We start from the raw sequence: 13112 nt of genomic DNA, 5'->3' as shown, positions 1-13112 counted from the left end.
ACGAGGGACGGGTAAATGAAGAGACTGCTCCGATTCACCTGGCTGCTGCTGTTGTGTTGCAGCCAGGTGCATGCCGCCACGGCACAGGAAGCGGATGCCCAAGCCGCCAAGGCCCTGCTGGAAAAGGCCTTGGCGTACTACCACAAGCAAGGTGACAAGGCGTTCGCCGCTTTCAGCCGTCAGGGCGAGTTCATCGACCAGGACCGTTATGTGTTTGTGGTCGATACAAAAGGCGTACTGCTGGCCAGTGGCGGGCCCTCCTCCGCGCTCATAGGTCGCGATGTGTCCGAGGTACTCGGACCAGATTTGCGCCAATCCTTCAAGGACGCGCTCAAGGTGCCCGAAAACCAGGGTATCCAGCAGGCTGACTACCGCTGGCAGAACTGGAATGACGGCAAGGTCGAACATAAACACGTGTTTTATCAGCGCGTGGGCGAACGCATCCTGGCGGTCGGTTATTACTTGCCGCGCGCCACACCGGAACAGGCACGGGCGCTGCGCAACAAGGCGGTGGAGGCGTTGGTCAAGGATGAAGCCGGCACGCTCAAGGCGATCAACTCCTTGCAACGCGGCTTCCTGCAAGATGATCTCTACGTATTCGTGGTGGACCTGAACACGCAGCGCTACGTCGCCCATGGCACCAACCTGCGCCTGATCAACACCGATTTTGCCAAGATCAAGGACCCGGATGGCAAACCGGTGGGTGTGCCGATCCTCCAGATGATGGCTGAACAGGACCAGGGCGAATACAAATACCGCTGGAAAAACCCGGTGACCGGCAAGGTCGAGAACAAGCACGCCTATGTGCGCAAGAGCGGGCATTTCATGGTTGCGGTCGGGTATTACAGCCCCTGATCCTGATCGTTCCCACGCTCTGCGTGGGAACGCCGCCTGGGACGCTCCGCGTCCGCTTATCTAACTTTGTCTTCACGGCCGCGCAGTACCCGATTCGGCATCGCTATCGCTGCTGCCAACCCCAGCAGCGACACCGCCGCACTCACCATCAGCAAATGCCGGAACGTCACCGCCAGCTCGCCGCGCAACGCATCCTGCGCCGGGCCGGGTGCGGCGTTGAGGCCGTCGAGCAGTACGTTGCCGGAACTGCCTTCGGCCACCAGTGCGCCGCTCGTCAAATGGGCGAAACTGGAATCGTGCAACAGCGCCAGCAGCAACGCCGACATGCAAGCCACCCCCACTGCCCCGCCCAGGGAGCGAAACAGGTTGGTGGTGCTGGTGGCCACACCGATATCCCGTTGCTCCACCGAGTTCTGCGTCCCCACCAACGAGGTCGGGAACTGCATGCCGGCGGCGATACCGCACAACAACATGAAGACGCTGGTAAGCGCCACCGCCTGGGGCGCGCTGTAGGCCATGCCGAGAATCGCCAGCGGGCTCAACACCGCGCCGCTGAGGATCATCGGTTTATAGCGGCCGGTCACCGAGGTCATGCGCCCGGCGAAATACGCGCCCATCGGCAAGCCCATCGCCAACGGCAGCAAGTGCAGGGCTGCGCTGTCGGCCCCAGCGCCGGTCACGGTCTGGTAGCGCAGGGGCATCAGCACTGTCAGGGAAATCGCCTGGAAGCTGGTGACGAAAATCGTGCACCAGCACAACACCGCACTGCGGTTGGCAAACAAGTGCATCGGCAACAGCGGTTCCCGCGCCCGGCGTTCGTGCCACACAAACACGCTTAACGCCATCAGTGCGCAGGCCAGCAACCCCAGCACTTGATCGTCACGCCACGAATGGCCCTGGCCGATTTCAGTGATGCCCAGCAACAAGGCGGTGAGGCCGACGATCATCAGCACCGTGCCGAGGTAATCGATGATCGGCTTGCGCTGCGGCACCGGCAGCCCCACCAGGGTGCGATGGGCCACGTACCAGGCGCCGACGCCCAGTGGCAGGTTGATCAAAAACACCCAGCGCCACGACAGGTACTCGGTCATATAACCGCCCAGCACCGGCCCGGCCACGCTGGCCACCGCGTACATGCTGCTGAAATACCCTTGATAACGTCCCCGTTCGCGGGGAGGAATAATGTCGCCAATGATCGCCTGGCTCACCGAGACCATCCCGCCAGCGCCGATACCCTGCAGAACCCGAGCCAGCACCAGTTGCTCCATGCTTTGCGCAAGGCCGCAAAACAACGACGCCAGGGTGAACAGGCCCATGCCGATGAGCATCATGGGCCGGCGCCCATACAGGTCACCGAACTTGCCGTAGATCGGCACCGCCACGGTCATCGCCACCATGTAGCCGGAGATCACCCAGGCCAGCAGGTTGACGTCATGGAACTGCGCGGAAATGGCCGGCATGGACACGGCGACAATGGTCTGGTCCAGGGCACCCAGGAAGATCGCCATCATCAGCGCGACCAGGATACTGCGCACGGCGGGAACGGTTGGAGCGGGCTAATTGAGGTGAGTCACGGCAGAACCTTCGAGCAGGGCCCACAGGCAACGGTCACCGGTGGGAATGCTCGATACGATAGCAGGCTATTCGATAGGCTCGTAAGGAAGGCCGACGTAATTTTCTGCGATGGTTTTGCGCCCGGCCTGGGAGTGAATGAAATAGTCCAGTTCGCTTTCGGCAATACGCTGGCTGAAGTCATCCGCCTGGGGAAACTGATGCAGCATCGAGGTCATCCACCAGGAAAACCGCTCGGCTTTCCACACTCGGCGCAGGCAGATTGCCGAGTATTTTTCCAGCAAGTCCAGGCGCCCTTCGCGGTACACCTTGAGCAAGATGCGGAACAAGGTGCTCACATCACTGGCTGCCAGGTTCAAGCCCTTGGCACCGGTGGGCGGCACAATGTGCGCGGCATCGCCGAGCAGGAACAGGCGCCCGTACTGCATGGGTTCCACCACAAAGCTGCGCAGCGGCGCGATGCTTTTCTCGATCGACGGGCCGGTCACCAATTGTTCGGCCAATGAGCCGGGCAGGCGGCTTTTGAGTTCATCCCAGAAACGTTCATCCGCCCAGTCTTCCAGCTTCTCTTCGACCGGCACTTGCAGGTAGTAACGGCTGCGGGTCGGCGACCGCATGCTGCACAGCGCAAAACCCCGCGCGTGTTTGGCGTACACCAGTTCGGCATGTACCGGCGGCGTGTCGGCCAGCACGCCCAGCCAGCCGAAGGGGTAGACGCGTTCGAACACCTTCAGCGCTTGCGCCGGTATCGACTGGCGGGCCACGCCATGGAAACCGTCGCAGCCGGCAATGTAATCGCACTCCAGGCGGTAGGCTTGGCCTTCGTGCTCAAAGGTCAGCCAGGGCTGTTCACTTTTCAGGTCATGGAGTTGAACATCGGAGGCTTCGTACAGGGTGATGGCACCGGCGGCTGCGCGGGCGGCCATCAGGTCGCGGGTGACCTCGGTCTGGCCGTAGATCATCACCGACTGGCCGCCGGTCAAGGCCTTGAGGTCAATGGAGGTGAGTTGACCATTGAGGGCAATATCAAACCCGTCGTGCACCAGACCCTCGGCGTCCATGCGTTGGCTGACCCCGGCTTCGCGCAGCAGGTCGACCATGCCCTGTTCCAACACACCGGCGCGGATACGGCCTTGTACGTAATCGGCGCTCTGACGCTCTAGAACGAGGGTCTGGATGCCAGCGTTGTGCAGCAGTTGGCCGAGCAGCAATCCGGAAGGACCGGCACCAATAATGGCGACTTGGGTTTTCAGGGTTTTCATTATTTTTATGACCTTCAAGCTTCACGCGAACGTATGGAGTGAAAGAGTTGTCATTGCTCTTGTGGCTGACATTTTTCACTTGAGTGAGGCTCATAAGAAGGTGAAAACTGCGTCAAAACCTGTGCTTTTCGCCAATCGGGGCGATTACCGAACCATTATCCTGAGTATCGGATTGAAACCATGACCAAAACCGCGATTCCGGTCTTCAAGCTTTACGGGGAAAGCCAGCAGTGGCCGACTCCCGATTTGTTGCACTGCGAAACCATTTCCCGGCGCAGTCGGGAATACCAGTGGGAAATCCAGCCCCACCGGCACGCGGACCTGTGCCAGTTGCTGTATGTGCACAAAGGCCAGGCACAACTGGAAATCGAGGGCCAGCGCACCACGCTTAACGAGTCGAGCCTGCAAGTGCTGCCACCGCTGTGCGTGCATGGCTTTCGTTTTTCCGAGGATGTGGAAGGGTTTGTGGTAACGCTTTCGGCGCCGCTGGTCAGCCACTTGCAGGCGCAACTGGACTCTACCGTCGATGGCCTGCACACACTCGGCAGCTACCCGGCGGGCAAGGACAGCGATTACTTGAACAGCCTGTTCGTACGCTTGCAGGACGAATACGCCGATGACCAACCGGCACGGGACATGATGCTGCACGCCCTGGTCAGCGTGTTGTTGGTATGGGTCAGCCGCCAGGCGATCCAGCGCCGCCATCCACGCGCGCCGCGGGGTCGTGAGTACTTTCGGCGGTTTACGCAACTGGTCGAACAGCATTACCGCGAACACCCGAAGATTGAAGACCTGGCCCACAAGCTGGGCATCTCGGTCTCACACTTGAACGGGACGTGTCGGGAATTGGGTGGGCAACCGGCGTTGCAGATCATGCATGACCGCCAATTGCTGGAAGCCAAGCGCCTGCTGACCTACACCAGCATGACCATCAACGAGATGTCCGAAGTGCTGGGCTTTTCCGACCCGACCAACTTCTCACGGCTGTTTCGCCGCAGGGTCGGGTTTTCACCCAAGGCGTTTCGTGAACAACTGAAGGCAGAGCAGCCTACCTGAGCGCACTGAAACTGCCGGTGCGGGGAACGCATTGGTCCTGATGGCAGCTGATAGCGAACGCCGCTGGCTGCATGCGCGTTTGCTCGACGCGGTAGGCGGCAGTCCCATACAGCGCCGTCGCCAATGCGCAGAGGGTGAAAATCGTCAGGTACTTTCTGGTTTTGATGCTCATGGCACAGACCTCTGAACGGATCTACAGGGTGCTGTTTAAAGCATAGGTCAGTCAGGGCAACTTGCCATGATGCGCTGCCATTCAGCGCGCTTATTTCACCTCAGAGCCCTACGTCCCAAACCGGCTCTTCGGGAAACCGCAGCACCAGGAAATCCAGGAGGCTACGCAGCGCCGAAGGCATGTGTTTGCGTGAGGCGTACACCGCATAGATGTTCATTTGTCGTGGCTCGGCGTGCGGCAGCAAGCGCACCAACTCCCCACTGCGAATCAGCTCGCCGGCCTGATAACTGGGCAGCATCGCCACCCCTGCCCCGGCCAGCGTCACGCGCATTAACGTGCTGGCTTCGTTGGCCGTGATATTGCCGTGGACCGGCACCGACACGTGCTCTCCGTTTTCTTCGAAATGCCACAGGCTCTTGCCGAAGTAAGAGTGGGTCAGGCAATTGTGCCGGGCCAGGTCTTCGACTTTCTGCGGCGCCGGATGCTCGCGCAGATAAGCCGGTGTGGCGCACACCACCGAGCGACATACGGTCAGGCGCCGGGCGATCAGGTTGGGGTCCAGATCGTTGCTGGTGCGGATCGCCAGATCGATGCGCTCGTCCACCAGGTTCACCGTGCGATCAAGCATTTGCAAATCCACCGTCACCAAGGGGTAAAGCTTGACGTATTCGGCAATCGCCGCGCCCAGCTGCGCCTGGCCGAACGAAGTGCTGACGCTCAGGCGCAACAGGCCTCGGGGCGCATCATCGGGCTCGCTGACGGCGGCCTGCATATCACCGCACAGTTCCAACAATTGCCGGCAACGCGGCAGCGTTTCTCCGCCGGCGGCGGTGAGGCTGAGCTTGCGCGTGGTGCGGTGCAGCAAGCGTGCGCCCACCCAGTCTTCCAGCTCGGCCAGGTAGCGCGAGACCACCGGGCGCGACAGGTCAAGGTGGTCGGCAGCGGCGGATTGGCTGCCCAAGTCCACCACGGTGACAAACACGCGCATTGCTTGAAGACGATCCATGATTTGCCCGATTTTAGAAACAAACTATGTCCCAGCATCGCATTTTTTGTCGTGTTTTATGCAACTAAGCTCTGTGCATCCCTTACCGATGGCAGGAGCTGCCCGATGTTCTCGACCTTCAAACGCTTGACCCTGGCCACCGCCGCCCTGGCCTTCGCTGCCCACGCAGCAGCGGCAGAGCTGAAACTCGACGTGTACAACCCAGGCGAAGCCGCGATCTTCCCGGTCAGCTCGGTGCTGGTGAGCGGCGAGAAAGACGCGATCCTGGTGGATGCGCAATTCGGCAAAGGCCAAGCCGAGCAGCTGGTGCAGAAGATCCGCGCCAGCGGCAAGCACCTGACCACCATCTACATCAGCCATGGCGACCCGGACTACTACTTCGGCCTGGACACCCTCACCGCCGCTTTCCCCGACGCCAAGGTGCTGGCGCCGCAGCCGGTGGTCGACCATATCAACGCCACTGTCGCCGACAAGCTGGCCTTCTGGGGCCCGAAAATGGGCGCAGACAAACCGGCCAAGACCCTTGTACCGCAGGTACTTAAAGGCCACAGCCTGACCCTGGAAGGACAGCAGCTTGAAGTGGTGGGCCTCGACGGCCCGCAGCCAGATCGCAGCTTTGTGTGGATTCCGTCGATCAAGGCCGTGGTCGGTGGTGTGGTGGTCGCTGAAAACATCCACGTCTGGATGGCCGATACCCAGAGCGCGCAATCCCATAAAGACTGGTTGGCCACCCTCACGCGCATTGAAGACCTGAAGCCGAACACCGTGGTGCCGGGCCATTACCTGGGCACGCCATCGCTGGCCTCGGTCACCTTCACCGCTGATTACATCAAGGCCTTCGACCTCGAAACCGCCAAGGCCAAGGACTCCGCCGCCCTGATTGCGGCCATGAAAAAACGCTACCCCACCCTCGCCGACGAAAGCTCGCTGGAACTGAGCGCCAAAGTCGCCAAGGGCGAAATGAAGTGGTAACTGGCTTTAAACCTTAACCCTGTTGGAGAACATCATGAGCAAGATCGCAATCATTGGTGCCACTGGCCGCGCCGGTAGCCAACTGCTGGAAGAAGCGCTGCGTCGCGGGCATACCGTCATCGCCATCGCCCGCAATACCGACAAGCTGGCTGTGCGCCCAGGCGTTACGGTCAAACAGGTTGATGCCCTGGATGCCGAGGCCTTGCAACACGCCATCAGCGGTAGCGACGTGGTGATCAGCGCGGCGCACTTCGCCACGCTTCCCGCCAGCGCCGTGATCGGCCCGGTGAAAAAGGCCGGGGTGAAACGTTTGTTGGTGGTCGGCGGCGCAGGTTCGCTGTTGTTGCCCGGTGGCGGGCGCGTGATCGACAGCGAAGGGTTCCCGGCTGAATATAAAGCTGAAGCCAGTGCCGGGGCGCAATTCCTGGAAACGCTGCGCCAGGAAAAGGAGCTGGATTGGACCTTCCTGTCGCCATCGGCCCTGTTCGACGGCACCGAGCGCACGGGCAAATTCCGCTTGGGCACGGATGATCTGCTGGTGAACAGTGACGGCAACAGCTCGATCAGTTTTGCCGACTTCGCCATCGCCATGCTGGATGAAGTGGAAAACCCGAAGCACTCGCGCCAGCGCTTCACAGTCGGCTACTGACCCAACGCCGTCAACGCTAACCACGATGCGAAGCGAGCCGCTTTTGATCTGCTTTTGATCTTGATCTTAGGCGCCCCGTTAAACCACGCTGGCCGAACGCAGGCTTGAATTCGTGGGTAACCCGGCAGGACGCCGGGTTAGCCGCCCCGCGCCATGGATGGCGCGTGGCGGCGGCCCACGGATTCAAGCCTGTGTTCGGGCACACCGAGCCCAAGCGAGGTGCCGAGTGGTGGGGCGAGGACTTTTTGGTTACTTTTGGGTCCTTCCAAAAGTGACCCGCTGTAAAAGCGGAACCATAAGCAGCCGTTACCTAAATAATGGATATGTACACGGTCTGATCCAAGATTCTGGTCGGCTGTCAGGCCGCCTTCGCGAGCAAGCCTGCTCCCACAGTTGGATCGCGGGGGTGTCAGGTAGATGGGTGTCGGCTTTCAGGCCGCCATCGCAGGCAAGCCAGCTCCCACATTTGGATCGCGGCGAGTCAGGCAGATAGGCGTTGGCTGTCATCCCAAACTGGCCTCACTGACCAACCAATCCATCAGCGCGACCAACCCAACCGACGGTTCCTTCCCCGGCGGATACACCAGGAAATACCCCATCCCCGTCGACACCCGCAGTTCAAACGGCATCGCCAACCGCCCCGCCCTCAGATCCTCGCCAATCAACGCACTGTCGCCCATCGCCACCCCGGAGCCCTGGGACGCTACGGTCATTGCCAAGTCCAAGGTTTCGAAGTGGTGCCGTTGGATGGGGTCGCTCAAGCAGGCATTGGCAGCCTTGAGCCACAACGTCCAATCGCGCTCGTCTCGGGTCGGGTGCAACAGTACCTGATGCTGCAAATCCTGCGGCGTACGCAAACTGCCCAGCAACCCAGGCACGCAGACCGGCGTGAGACGCTCGTCGAACAGATGCCGCGCCTCGGCCGACTGCTCGGCGATGGGCCCGTAGATCACCGCCGCGTCAAACGGCTCACGACGAAAGTCGACGTTATAGGCCACCGTCGTGGTGAGCTCCACCGGCACATCCGGGCGTTCTTTTTGCCATTGCAGCAAGCGCGGCAACAACCAGCGCATCACGCAGGTGGACGCTTTGAGCTGCAAGGTGCGGCGCCGGTCACCGATGTGCTCCACCGCGTCAGCGAGCAAGCCAAACACCTGTTGCGCGCATGCCAGCCATTCGCGCCCCTCCTCCGTCAGGCTCAAGCCACGCGCCTGGCGCTGAAACAAGGCATAGCCCAACTGGCTTTCCAACCCGGCCACCTGTCGACTCACCGCGCCCTGGGTAATGTGCAGGTGTTCGGCGGCACGGGTGAAGTTGCAGCACTGGGCTGTGACCCAGAAGGTGTGCAACGCAGGTAACGGTGGGAGGCGTTTCATCGGGGCGCAGCCATGACGGGAGGACATGGCGAGTATGACTTTTTATCGATTGTTGCCGCCACCGGCCAACCGCTCCAATAGCGCTTCGACCCCATCACAAGAGCGACCTGTATGGCGACCTGCGGCGAAGTATTGGTGCACCTCCTGGAACGCTACGGCGTGGACCACGTATTCGGCATTCCCGGCGTACACACCGTGGAGCTGTACCGGGGCTTGGCGCGCTCCAACATCCGACATGTCACCCCGCGCCACGAACAGGGCGCCGGCTTCATGGCCGACGGTTATGCGCGCACCTCTGGCAAGCCCGGCGTGTGCTTTATCATCACCGGCCCCGGCATGACCAATATCACCACCGCCATGGGCCAGGCCTATGCCGACTCGATTCCGATGCTGGTGATTTCCAGCGTGCAGGCACGCAGCCAGTTGGGCGGCGGGCGCGGCAAGTTGCATGAACTGCCGAACCAGAGCGCACTGGTGGCCGGAGTGGCAGCGTTCTCCCATACCTTGATGTCAGCGGCCGAACTGCCCGCCGTGCTGGCGCGGGCGTTTGCGTTGTTCCAGGCTGGTCGGCCGCGCCCGGTGCATATCGAGATCCCCCTGGATGTGTTGGTGGAAAATGCCGACGCGTTGCTGGGCAGCACGCCTGTCAGCGTCACCCGTGCCGGCGCAGCCCCGGCTGCCATTGAGCAGATGCGCCAGTGGCTGGCTGCGGCCAAGCGCCCGCTGATCCTGGCCGGTGGCGGCGCCATTGACGCCGCCACCGAACTGACCCACCTCGCAGAAACCCTCGGCGCGCCCGTGACCTTGACCATTAACGCCAAGGGTATGTTGCCCGCCGCGCACCCGCTGCTGATCGGTTCCACGCAAACATTGCCCGCCACCCGTGCCTTGGTGGCTGAAGCTGACGTGGTATTGGCGATCGGCACCGAGTTGGCGGAGACCGACTACGACGTCACCTTCGCCGGCGGTTTCAACATTCCCGGAACGCTGCTGCGCATCGATATCGACCCGGACCAGACCGTACGCAACTACCCGCCCCAAGTGGCACTGGTGGCCGACGCACGCATCGCCGCCCAGGCCCTGCTTACCGCACTCAACCGCCAGCCGCTGGCGCCGCGCACTGCCGACTGGGGTGCAGCACGCGCCTCCCGTTTGTGGGCCGAGCTGGAACCTGCCTGGGACGCTTCGACGCGTGCGCAAACCCGGTTTCTCAACGCGGTTCTGGAGGAATTGCCCGGCGTGGTGTTCGTGGGCGACTCCACTCAACCGGTGTACAGCGGCAACCTGACCCTGAACCTCGACCACCCACGCCGCTGGTTCAATTCCTCCACCGGTTACGGCACCCTGGGTTATGCCCTGCCTGCGGCCATTGGTGCCTGGCTCGGGCGCGGCGATGGCCAACCTGTGGTGTGCCTGATCGGCGACGGCGGCCTGCAATTTACCCTGCCGGAGCTGGCCAGCGCGGTGGAAGCGCGTACACCGGTGATCGTGCTGCTGTGGAATAACCAGGGTTATGAAGAGATCAAGAAATACATGGTCAACCGTGACATCGAGCCGGTGGGTGTGGACATCTACACGCCGGACTTTATCGGCGTGGCCACGGCCTTGGGTTGCGCGGCAGAAAGCATCCGCAGCATCGAACATCTTCGCACCGCATTGCATGCTGCTGCTGATCGCCAGGGGCCGACGCTGCTTGAAATCGACCAGGGGCGGTGGGAGTTGACGAATCTGTAATCCCGCAACGCTGGACCTGTGGCGAGGGAGCTTGCTCCCGTGAGTCCCTGCCAGCCAACGCCCAATGCGCGCTTACCTCACCACTCGGCATCCGCATTTTTTCAATAGCCCCTGCGACTTTCTGATTTGCCCCGCTGCACGCTCCATGGCCTGATTCGCCCTTGTTCATTCAAGGCAGGCCCATGGAAAACGTTCAGGCAAAATCCACCTCCGCACTATGGCTGATGATCAGCGTGGTGCTCGTCGCTCTCAACTTGCGCCCCTCGATGGCGGCCGTGGGGCCCTTGCTGGCGTCGATTCGTGCGGATGTGCCGCTAAATTTCAGCAGCGCCGCCTTACTGACCATGTTGCCGGTCATGGCCATGGGCCTGGCGATGTTCTTTGGCATGGGCCTGGCCAAGCGCGTGGGCGAGCATCGCAGCATTGTGCTGTCGCTGCTGGTGATTGGGCTGGCGACCTTGTCGCGGTTGTTCCTGGATTCGGCACTGGAACTGATCGTGAGTGCCATCGCGGCGGGAGTCGGCATTGCGCTGATTCAGGCATTGATGCCGGCGCTGATCAAGTCGCGGTTCAGCGCCAATGTCTCGTTATTCATGGGCCTGTATGTCACCGCGATCATGGGCGGCGCGGCCCTGGCTGCTTCGTTCTCGCCGTTGGTGCAAGCCCGGACCAGCAGTTGGCGTATCGGCCTGGCTATCTGGGCACTGCTGGCGTTGCTGGCCCTGGTGTTCTGGTATGCCCAGCGTGCGGCTCTGCCGCCGTTGCCTCAAGCCGGCTCGGGCCCTCAGGAGGCTTTTTCCAGCAATCGCCGCGCCTGGTTGCTGGCGATCTTTTTTGGCCTCGGCACCGCGTCTTACACCTGTGTGCTGGCGTGGCTGGCACCCTACTACGTCGAGCAGGGTTGGAGTGAACAGAATGCCGGCTTGCTGCTGGGCTTCTTGACCGCCATGGAAGTGATCTCCGGCCTGGTCACCCCGGCCATCGCCAACCGCCGCCAGGATAAGCGTGGCGTGGTGGCGGTGTTGCTGGTGCTGATCATCCTGGGTTTCTGCGGGCTCATTCTCAGCCCGCAACACTGGAGCCTGTTGTGGCCATGCCTGCTCGGCTTGGGGATTGGCGGCCTGTTTCCGATGAGCCTGATCCTGTCCCTGGACCACCTCGACAACCCGCGCCGCGCCGGTGGCCTTACCGCGTTTGTGCAGGGCATCGGTTATCTGATCGCCGGCCTGTCGCCGCTCATTGCCGGTATGATCCGCGACCAATTGGGCAGCTTCGAATGGGCCTGGTGGTCATTGATGGCAGTGAGCGGGCTGATGCTGCTGATCGTTATGCGTTTCAACCCGGCGCATTACGCACGCCATATCCGCTGACGTCGTATTACAAACATTTTTTGTCCCACACAAAACATTGAAGGGTCCTACAGAGCTTTCTATTGGTACGAGCGTTCCGTTAACATTTTGCTCAGTCTTGTACTGAGTTCGGTACAAAGGGTTTACGGACGAAACCGATGCTAAACAGTAACTTGCTCAGAAAGCTCGATATGCAGGATTTGATGGTGTTTATCGCCGTCTACGACCAGAGCAGCGTTACCGAGGTGTCTGAAACGCTGTTCGTCAGCCAGTCCACCGTGAGCTATAGCCTGAAGAAGCTGCGCACCAGCTTTGAAGATGAGCTGTTTATCAACACCCGCGCAGGCATGCGTCCTACGTACAAGGCCACCACCATGTACGAGCACGTGCACAAGATTCTGGAAAGCATCAACCTGTGCCATGCCGGTGGCCAGGCTTTTGATCCGACCCAACAGGCCGTGACCTTCAATGTGTGCGCTCCGGAATATTTCGAACAGTTGATCCTGCCGCGCCTGCTGAAGCGCTTCGATCATGCCGACCTGCCGGTAATCGTCAATGTGCAGAAGCTGGAAACCGACATCCCCGCCGACGACCTGCGTGAAGGTCGCCTGGACCTGGTGATCTGCTTCGGCCCGCACTTTCACCGCGCTCACAAAGACTTCAAGACCCAGATGCTGTTGGAGGACGACTTGGTCTGCGTGTGCGACCAACGCTCAGCGCCGAGAGAACAGGCGTTCAGCCTGCAATCCTTCGTTGAGCGGCGCCACGTATTCCCTACGCCGTGGACCTCCGACACCAACATGATAGATGGCTGGCTTGCGCGCCAGGCCCGCAAGCGTCAGGTGATTGCACGGGCCAACAGCTACAGCGCGGCATTGAAGATGATTGCCGGCACCGACTTCATCGTCACCTTGCCCCGCCGCGTGCAAAAGTTACTGGCACCGGCGCCGGCATTCGGTGTTTGCGAAGCACCTAACGGTTTGCCGGGATTCACCCTGGATATGCAGTGGAACGAAACCAGTGGGCAGGACAGCGCCAATACCTGGTTTCGGGAACAAGTGGTGAAGGTGTGTGCGGATCAGGGTTTGTTATAGGAACGCACCTGCTCA

Annotated in this window: 12 protein-coding genes; 7 read left to right on the top strand and 5 right to left on the bottom strand. The window is 61.1% G+C overall.

Annotated elements, in window-relative coordinates:
- Positions 1–15: 15 nt before the first annotated feature.
- Positions 16–855: a cache domain-containing protein gene (locus AC07S6_RS15650; protein ID WP_495112598.1), complete on the top strand. Its 840-nt coding sequence runs from the start codon at positions 16–18 to the stop codon at positions 853–855.
- 56 nt (positions 856–911) lie between these two features.
- Here the strand turns inward: AC07S6_RS15650 and AC07S6_RS15645 are convergent, their stop codons facing one another.
- Together AC07S6_RS15645 and pobA are read right to left on the bottom strand one after the other, a co-directional pair.
- Positions 912–2390, bottom strand: coding sequence for an MDR family MFS transporter (locus AC07S6_RS15645; protein ID WP_495112597.1), 1479 nt, complete (start codon positions 2388–2390; stop codon positions 912–914).
- Between the two features lie 105 nt (positions 2391–2495).
- Complete coding sequence (gene pobA / locus AC07S6_RS15640) at positions 2496–3680, bottom strand: 4-hydroxybenzoate 3-monooxygenase (RefSeq protein WP_495112607.1); 1185 nt, start codon at positions 3678–3680, stop codon at positions 2496–2498.
- Positions 3681–3869: 189 nt separating this feature from the next.
- Here pobA and AC07S6_RS15635 point away from each other — a divergent pair, with 189 nt between their 5' ends.
- Entirely contained in the window at positions 3870–4745 is an 876-nt protein-coding gene (locus AC07S6_RS15635) for a helix-turn-helix domain-containing protein (protein ID WP_198862739.1), read from the top strand.
- On the opposite strand, the gene AC07S6_RS15630 is transcribed toward AC07S6_RS15635, so the two are convergent.
- Together AC07S6_RS15630 and AC07S6_RS15625 are read right to left on the bottom strand one after the other, a co-directional pair.
- Positions 4738–4917: a hypothetical protein gene (locus tag AC07S6_RS15630; RefSeq protein WP_003189580.1), complete on the bottom strand. Its 180-nt coding sequence runs from the start codon at positions 4915–4917 to the stop codon at positions 4738–4740. The genes AC07S6_RS15635 and AC07S6_RS15630 overlap by 8 nt on opposite strands.
- A 100-nt stretch (positions 4918–5017) precedes the next feature.
- Positions 5018–5923 (bottom strand): LysR family transcriptional regulator, encoded by a 906-nt coding sequence (locus AC07S6_RS15625; protein WP_490613734.1) that lies wholly within the window; start codon positions 5921–5923, stop codon positions 5018–5020.
- 105 nt (positions 5924–6028) lie between these two features.
- Between AC07S6_RS15625 and AC07S6_RS15620 the strand changes: the two genes are divergently transcribed.
- On the top strand, positions 6029–6895 hold the full coding sequence (locus tag AC07S6_RS15620; protein ID WP_019818268.1) for an MBL fold metallo-hydrolase: 867 nt from the start codon (positions 6029–6031) through the stop codon (positions 6893–6895).
- 34 nt (positions 6896–6929) lie between these two features.
- Positions 6930–7544: an NAD(P)-dependent oxidoreductase gene (locus tag AC07S6_RS15615; RefSeq protein ID WP_495112596.1), complete on the top strand. Its 615-nt coding sequence runs from the start codon at positions 6930–6932 to the stop codon at positions 7542–7544.
- A 503-nt stretch (positions 7545–8047) separates the two neighbouring features.
- On the opposite strand, the gene AC07S6_RS15610 is transcribed toward AC07S6_RS15615, so the two are convergent.
- A complete protein-coding gene (locus AC07S6_RS15610) occupies positions 8048–8920 on the bottom strand; it encodes a LysR substrate-binding domain-containing protein (RefSeq protein ID WP_197882898.1) in 873 nt (290 codons plus the stop codon).
- Between the two features lie 111 nt (positions 8921–9031).
- Here AC07S6_RS15610 and AC07S6_RS15605 point away from each other — a divergent pair, with 111 nt between their 5' ends.
- The 3 genes from AC07S6_RS15605 to AC07S6_RS15595 all read left to right on the top strand — a co-directional run bounded on the left by AC07S6_RS15605 (position 9032) and on the right by AC07S6_RS15595 (position 13097).
- Entirely contained in the window at positions 9032–10654 is a 1623-nt protein-coding gene (locus AC07S6_RS15605; RefSeq protein WP_495112595.1) for a 5-guanidino-2-oxopentanoate decarboxylase, read from the top strand.
- A 182-nt stretch (positions 10655–10836) separates the two neighbouring features.
- Positions 10837–12024, top strand: coding sequence for a cyanate transporter (locus AC07S6_RS15600; protein WP_490613731.1), 1188 nt, complete (start codon positions 10837–10839; stop codon positions 12022–12024).
- Between the two features lie 137 nt (positions 12025–12161).
- On the top strand, positions 12162–13097 hold the full coding sequence (locus AC07S6_RS15595) for a LysR family transcriptional regulator (protein ID WP_034126603.1): 936 nt from the start codon (positions 12162–12164) through the stop codon (positions 13095–13097).
- The last annotated feature ends 15 nt before the right edge of the window (positions 13098–13112 follow it).

The organism is Pseudomonas sp. GW821-FHT07B01 (assembly GCF_059419065.1).
The sequence above is the reverse complement of the archived record's forward strand: the minus strand, read 5'-3'. Positions and strand labels throughout refer to the sequence as shown.

Coding starts and splice junctions, on each gene's coding strand:
- AC07S6_RS15610 (WP_197882898.1), bottom strand. CDS start 8,920: ATGAAACGCCTCCCACCGTTACCTGCGTTGCACACCTTCTGGGTCACA.
- AC07S6_RS15625 (WP_490613734.1), bottom strand. CDS start 5,923: ATGGATCGTCTTCAAGCAATGCGCGTGTTTGTCACCGTGGTGGACTTG.
- AC07S6_RS15630 (WP_003189580.1), bottom strand. CDS start 4,917: ATGAGCATCAAAACCAGAAAGTACCTGACGATTTTCACCCTCTGCGCA.
- AC07S6_RS15615 (WP_495112596.1), top strand. CDS start 6,930: ATGAGCAAGATCGCAATCATTGGTGCCACTGGCCGCGCCGGTAGCCAA.
- AC07S6_RS15600 (WP_490613731.1), top strand. CDS start 10,837: ATGGAAAACGTTCAGGCAAAATCCACCTCCGCACTATGGCTGATGATC.
- AC07S6_RS15605 (WP_495112595.1), top strand. CDS start 9,032: ATGGCGACCTGCGGCGAAGTATTGGTGCACCTCCTGGAACGCTACGGC.
- AC07S6_RS15595 (WP_034126603.1), top strand. CDS start 12,162: ATGCTAAACAGTAACTTGCTCAGAAAGCTCGATATGCAGGATTTGATG.
- AC07S6_RS15635 (WP_198862739.1), top strand. CDS start 3,870: ATGACCAAAACCGCGATTCCGGTCTTCAAGCTTTACGGGGAAAGCCAG.
- AC07S6_RS15650 (WP_495112598.1), top strand. CDS start 16: ATGAAGAGACTGCTCCGATTCACCTGGCTGCTGCTGTTGTGTTGCAGC.
- AC07S6_RS15620 (WP_019818268.1), top strand. CDS start 6,029: ATGTTCTCGACCTTCAAACGCTTGACCCTGGCCACCGCCGCCCTGGCC.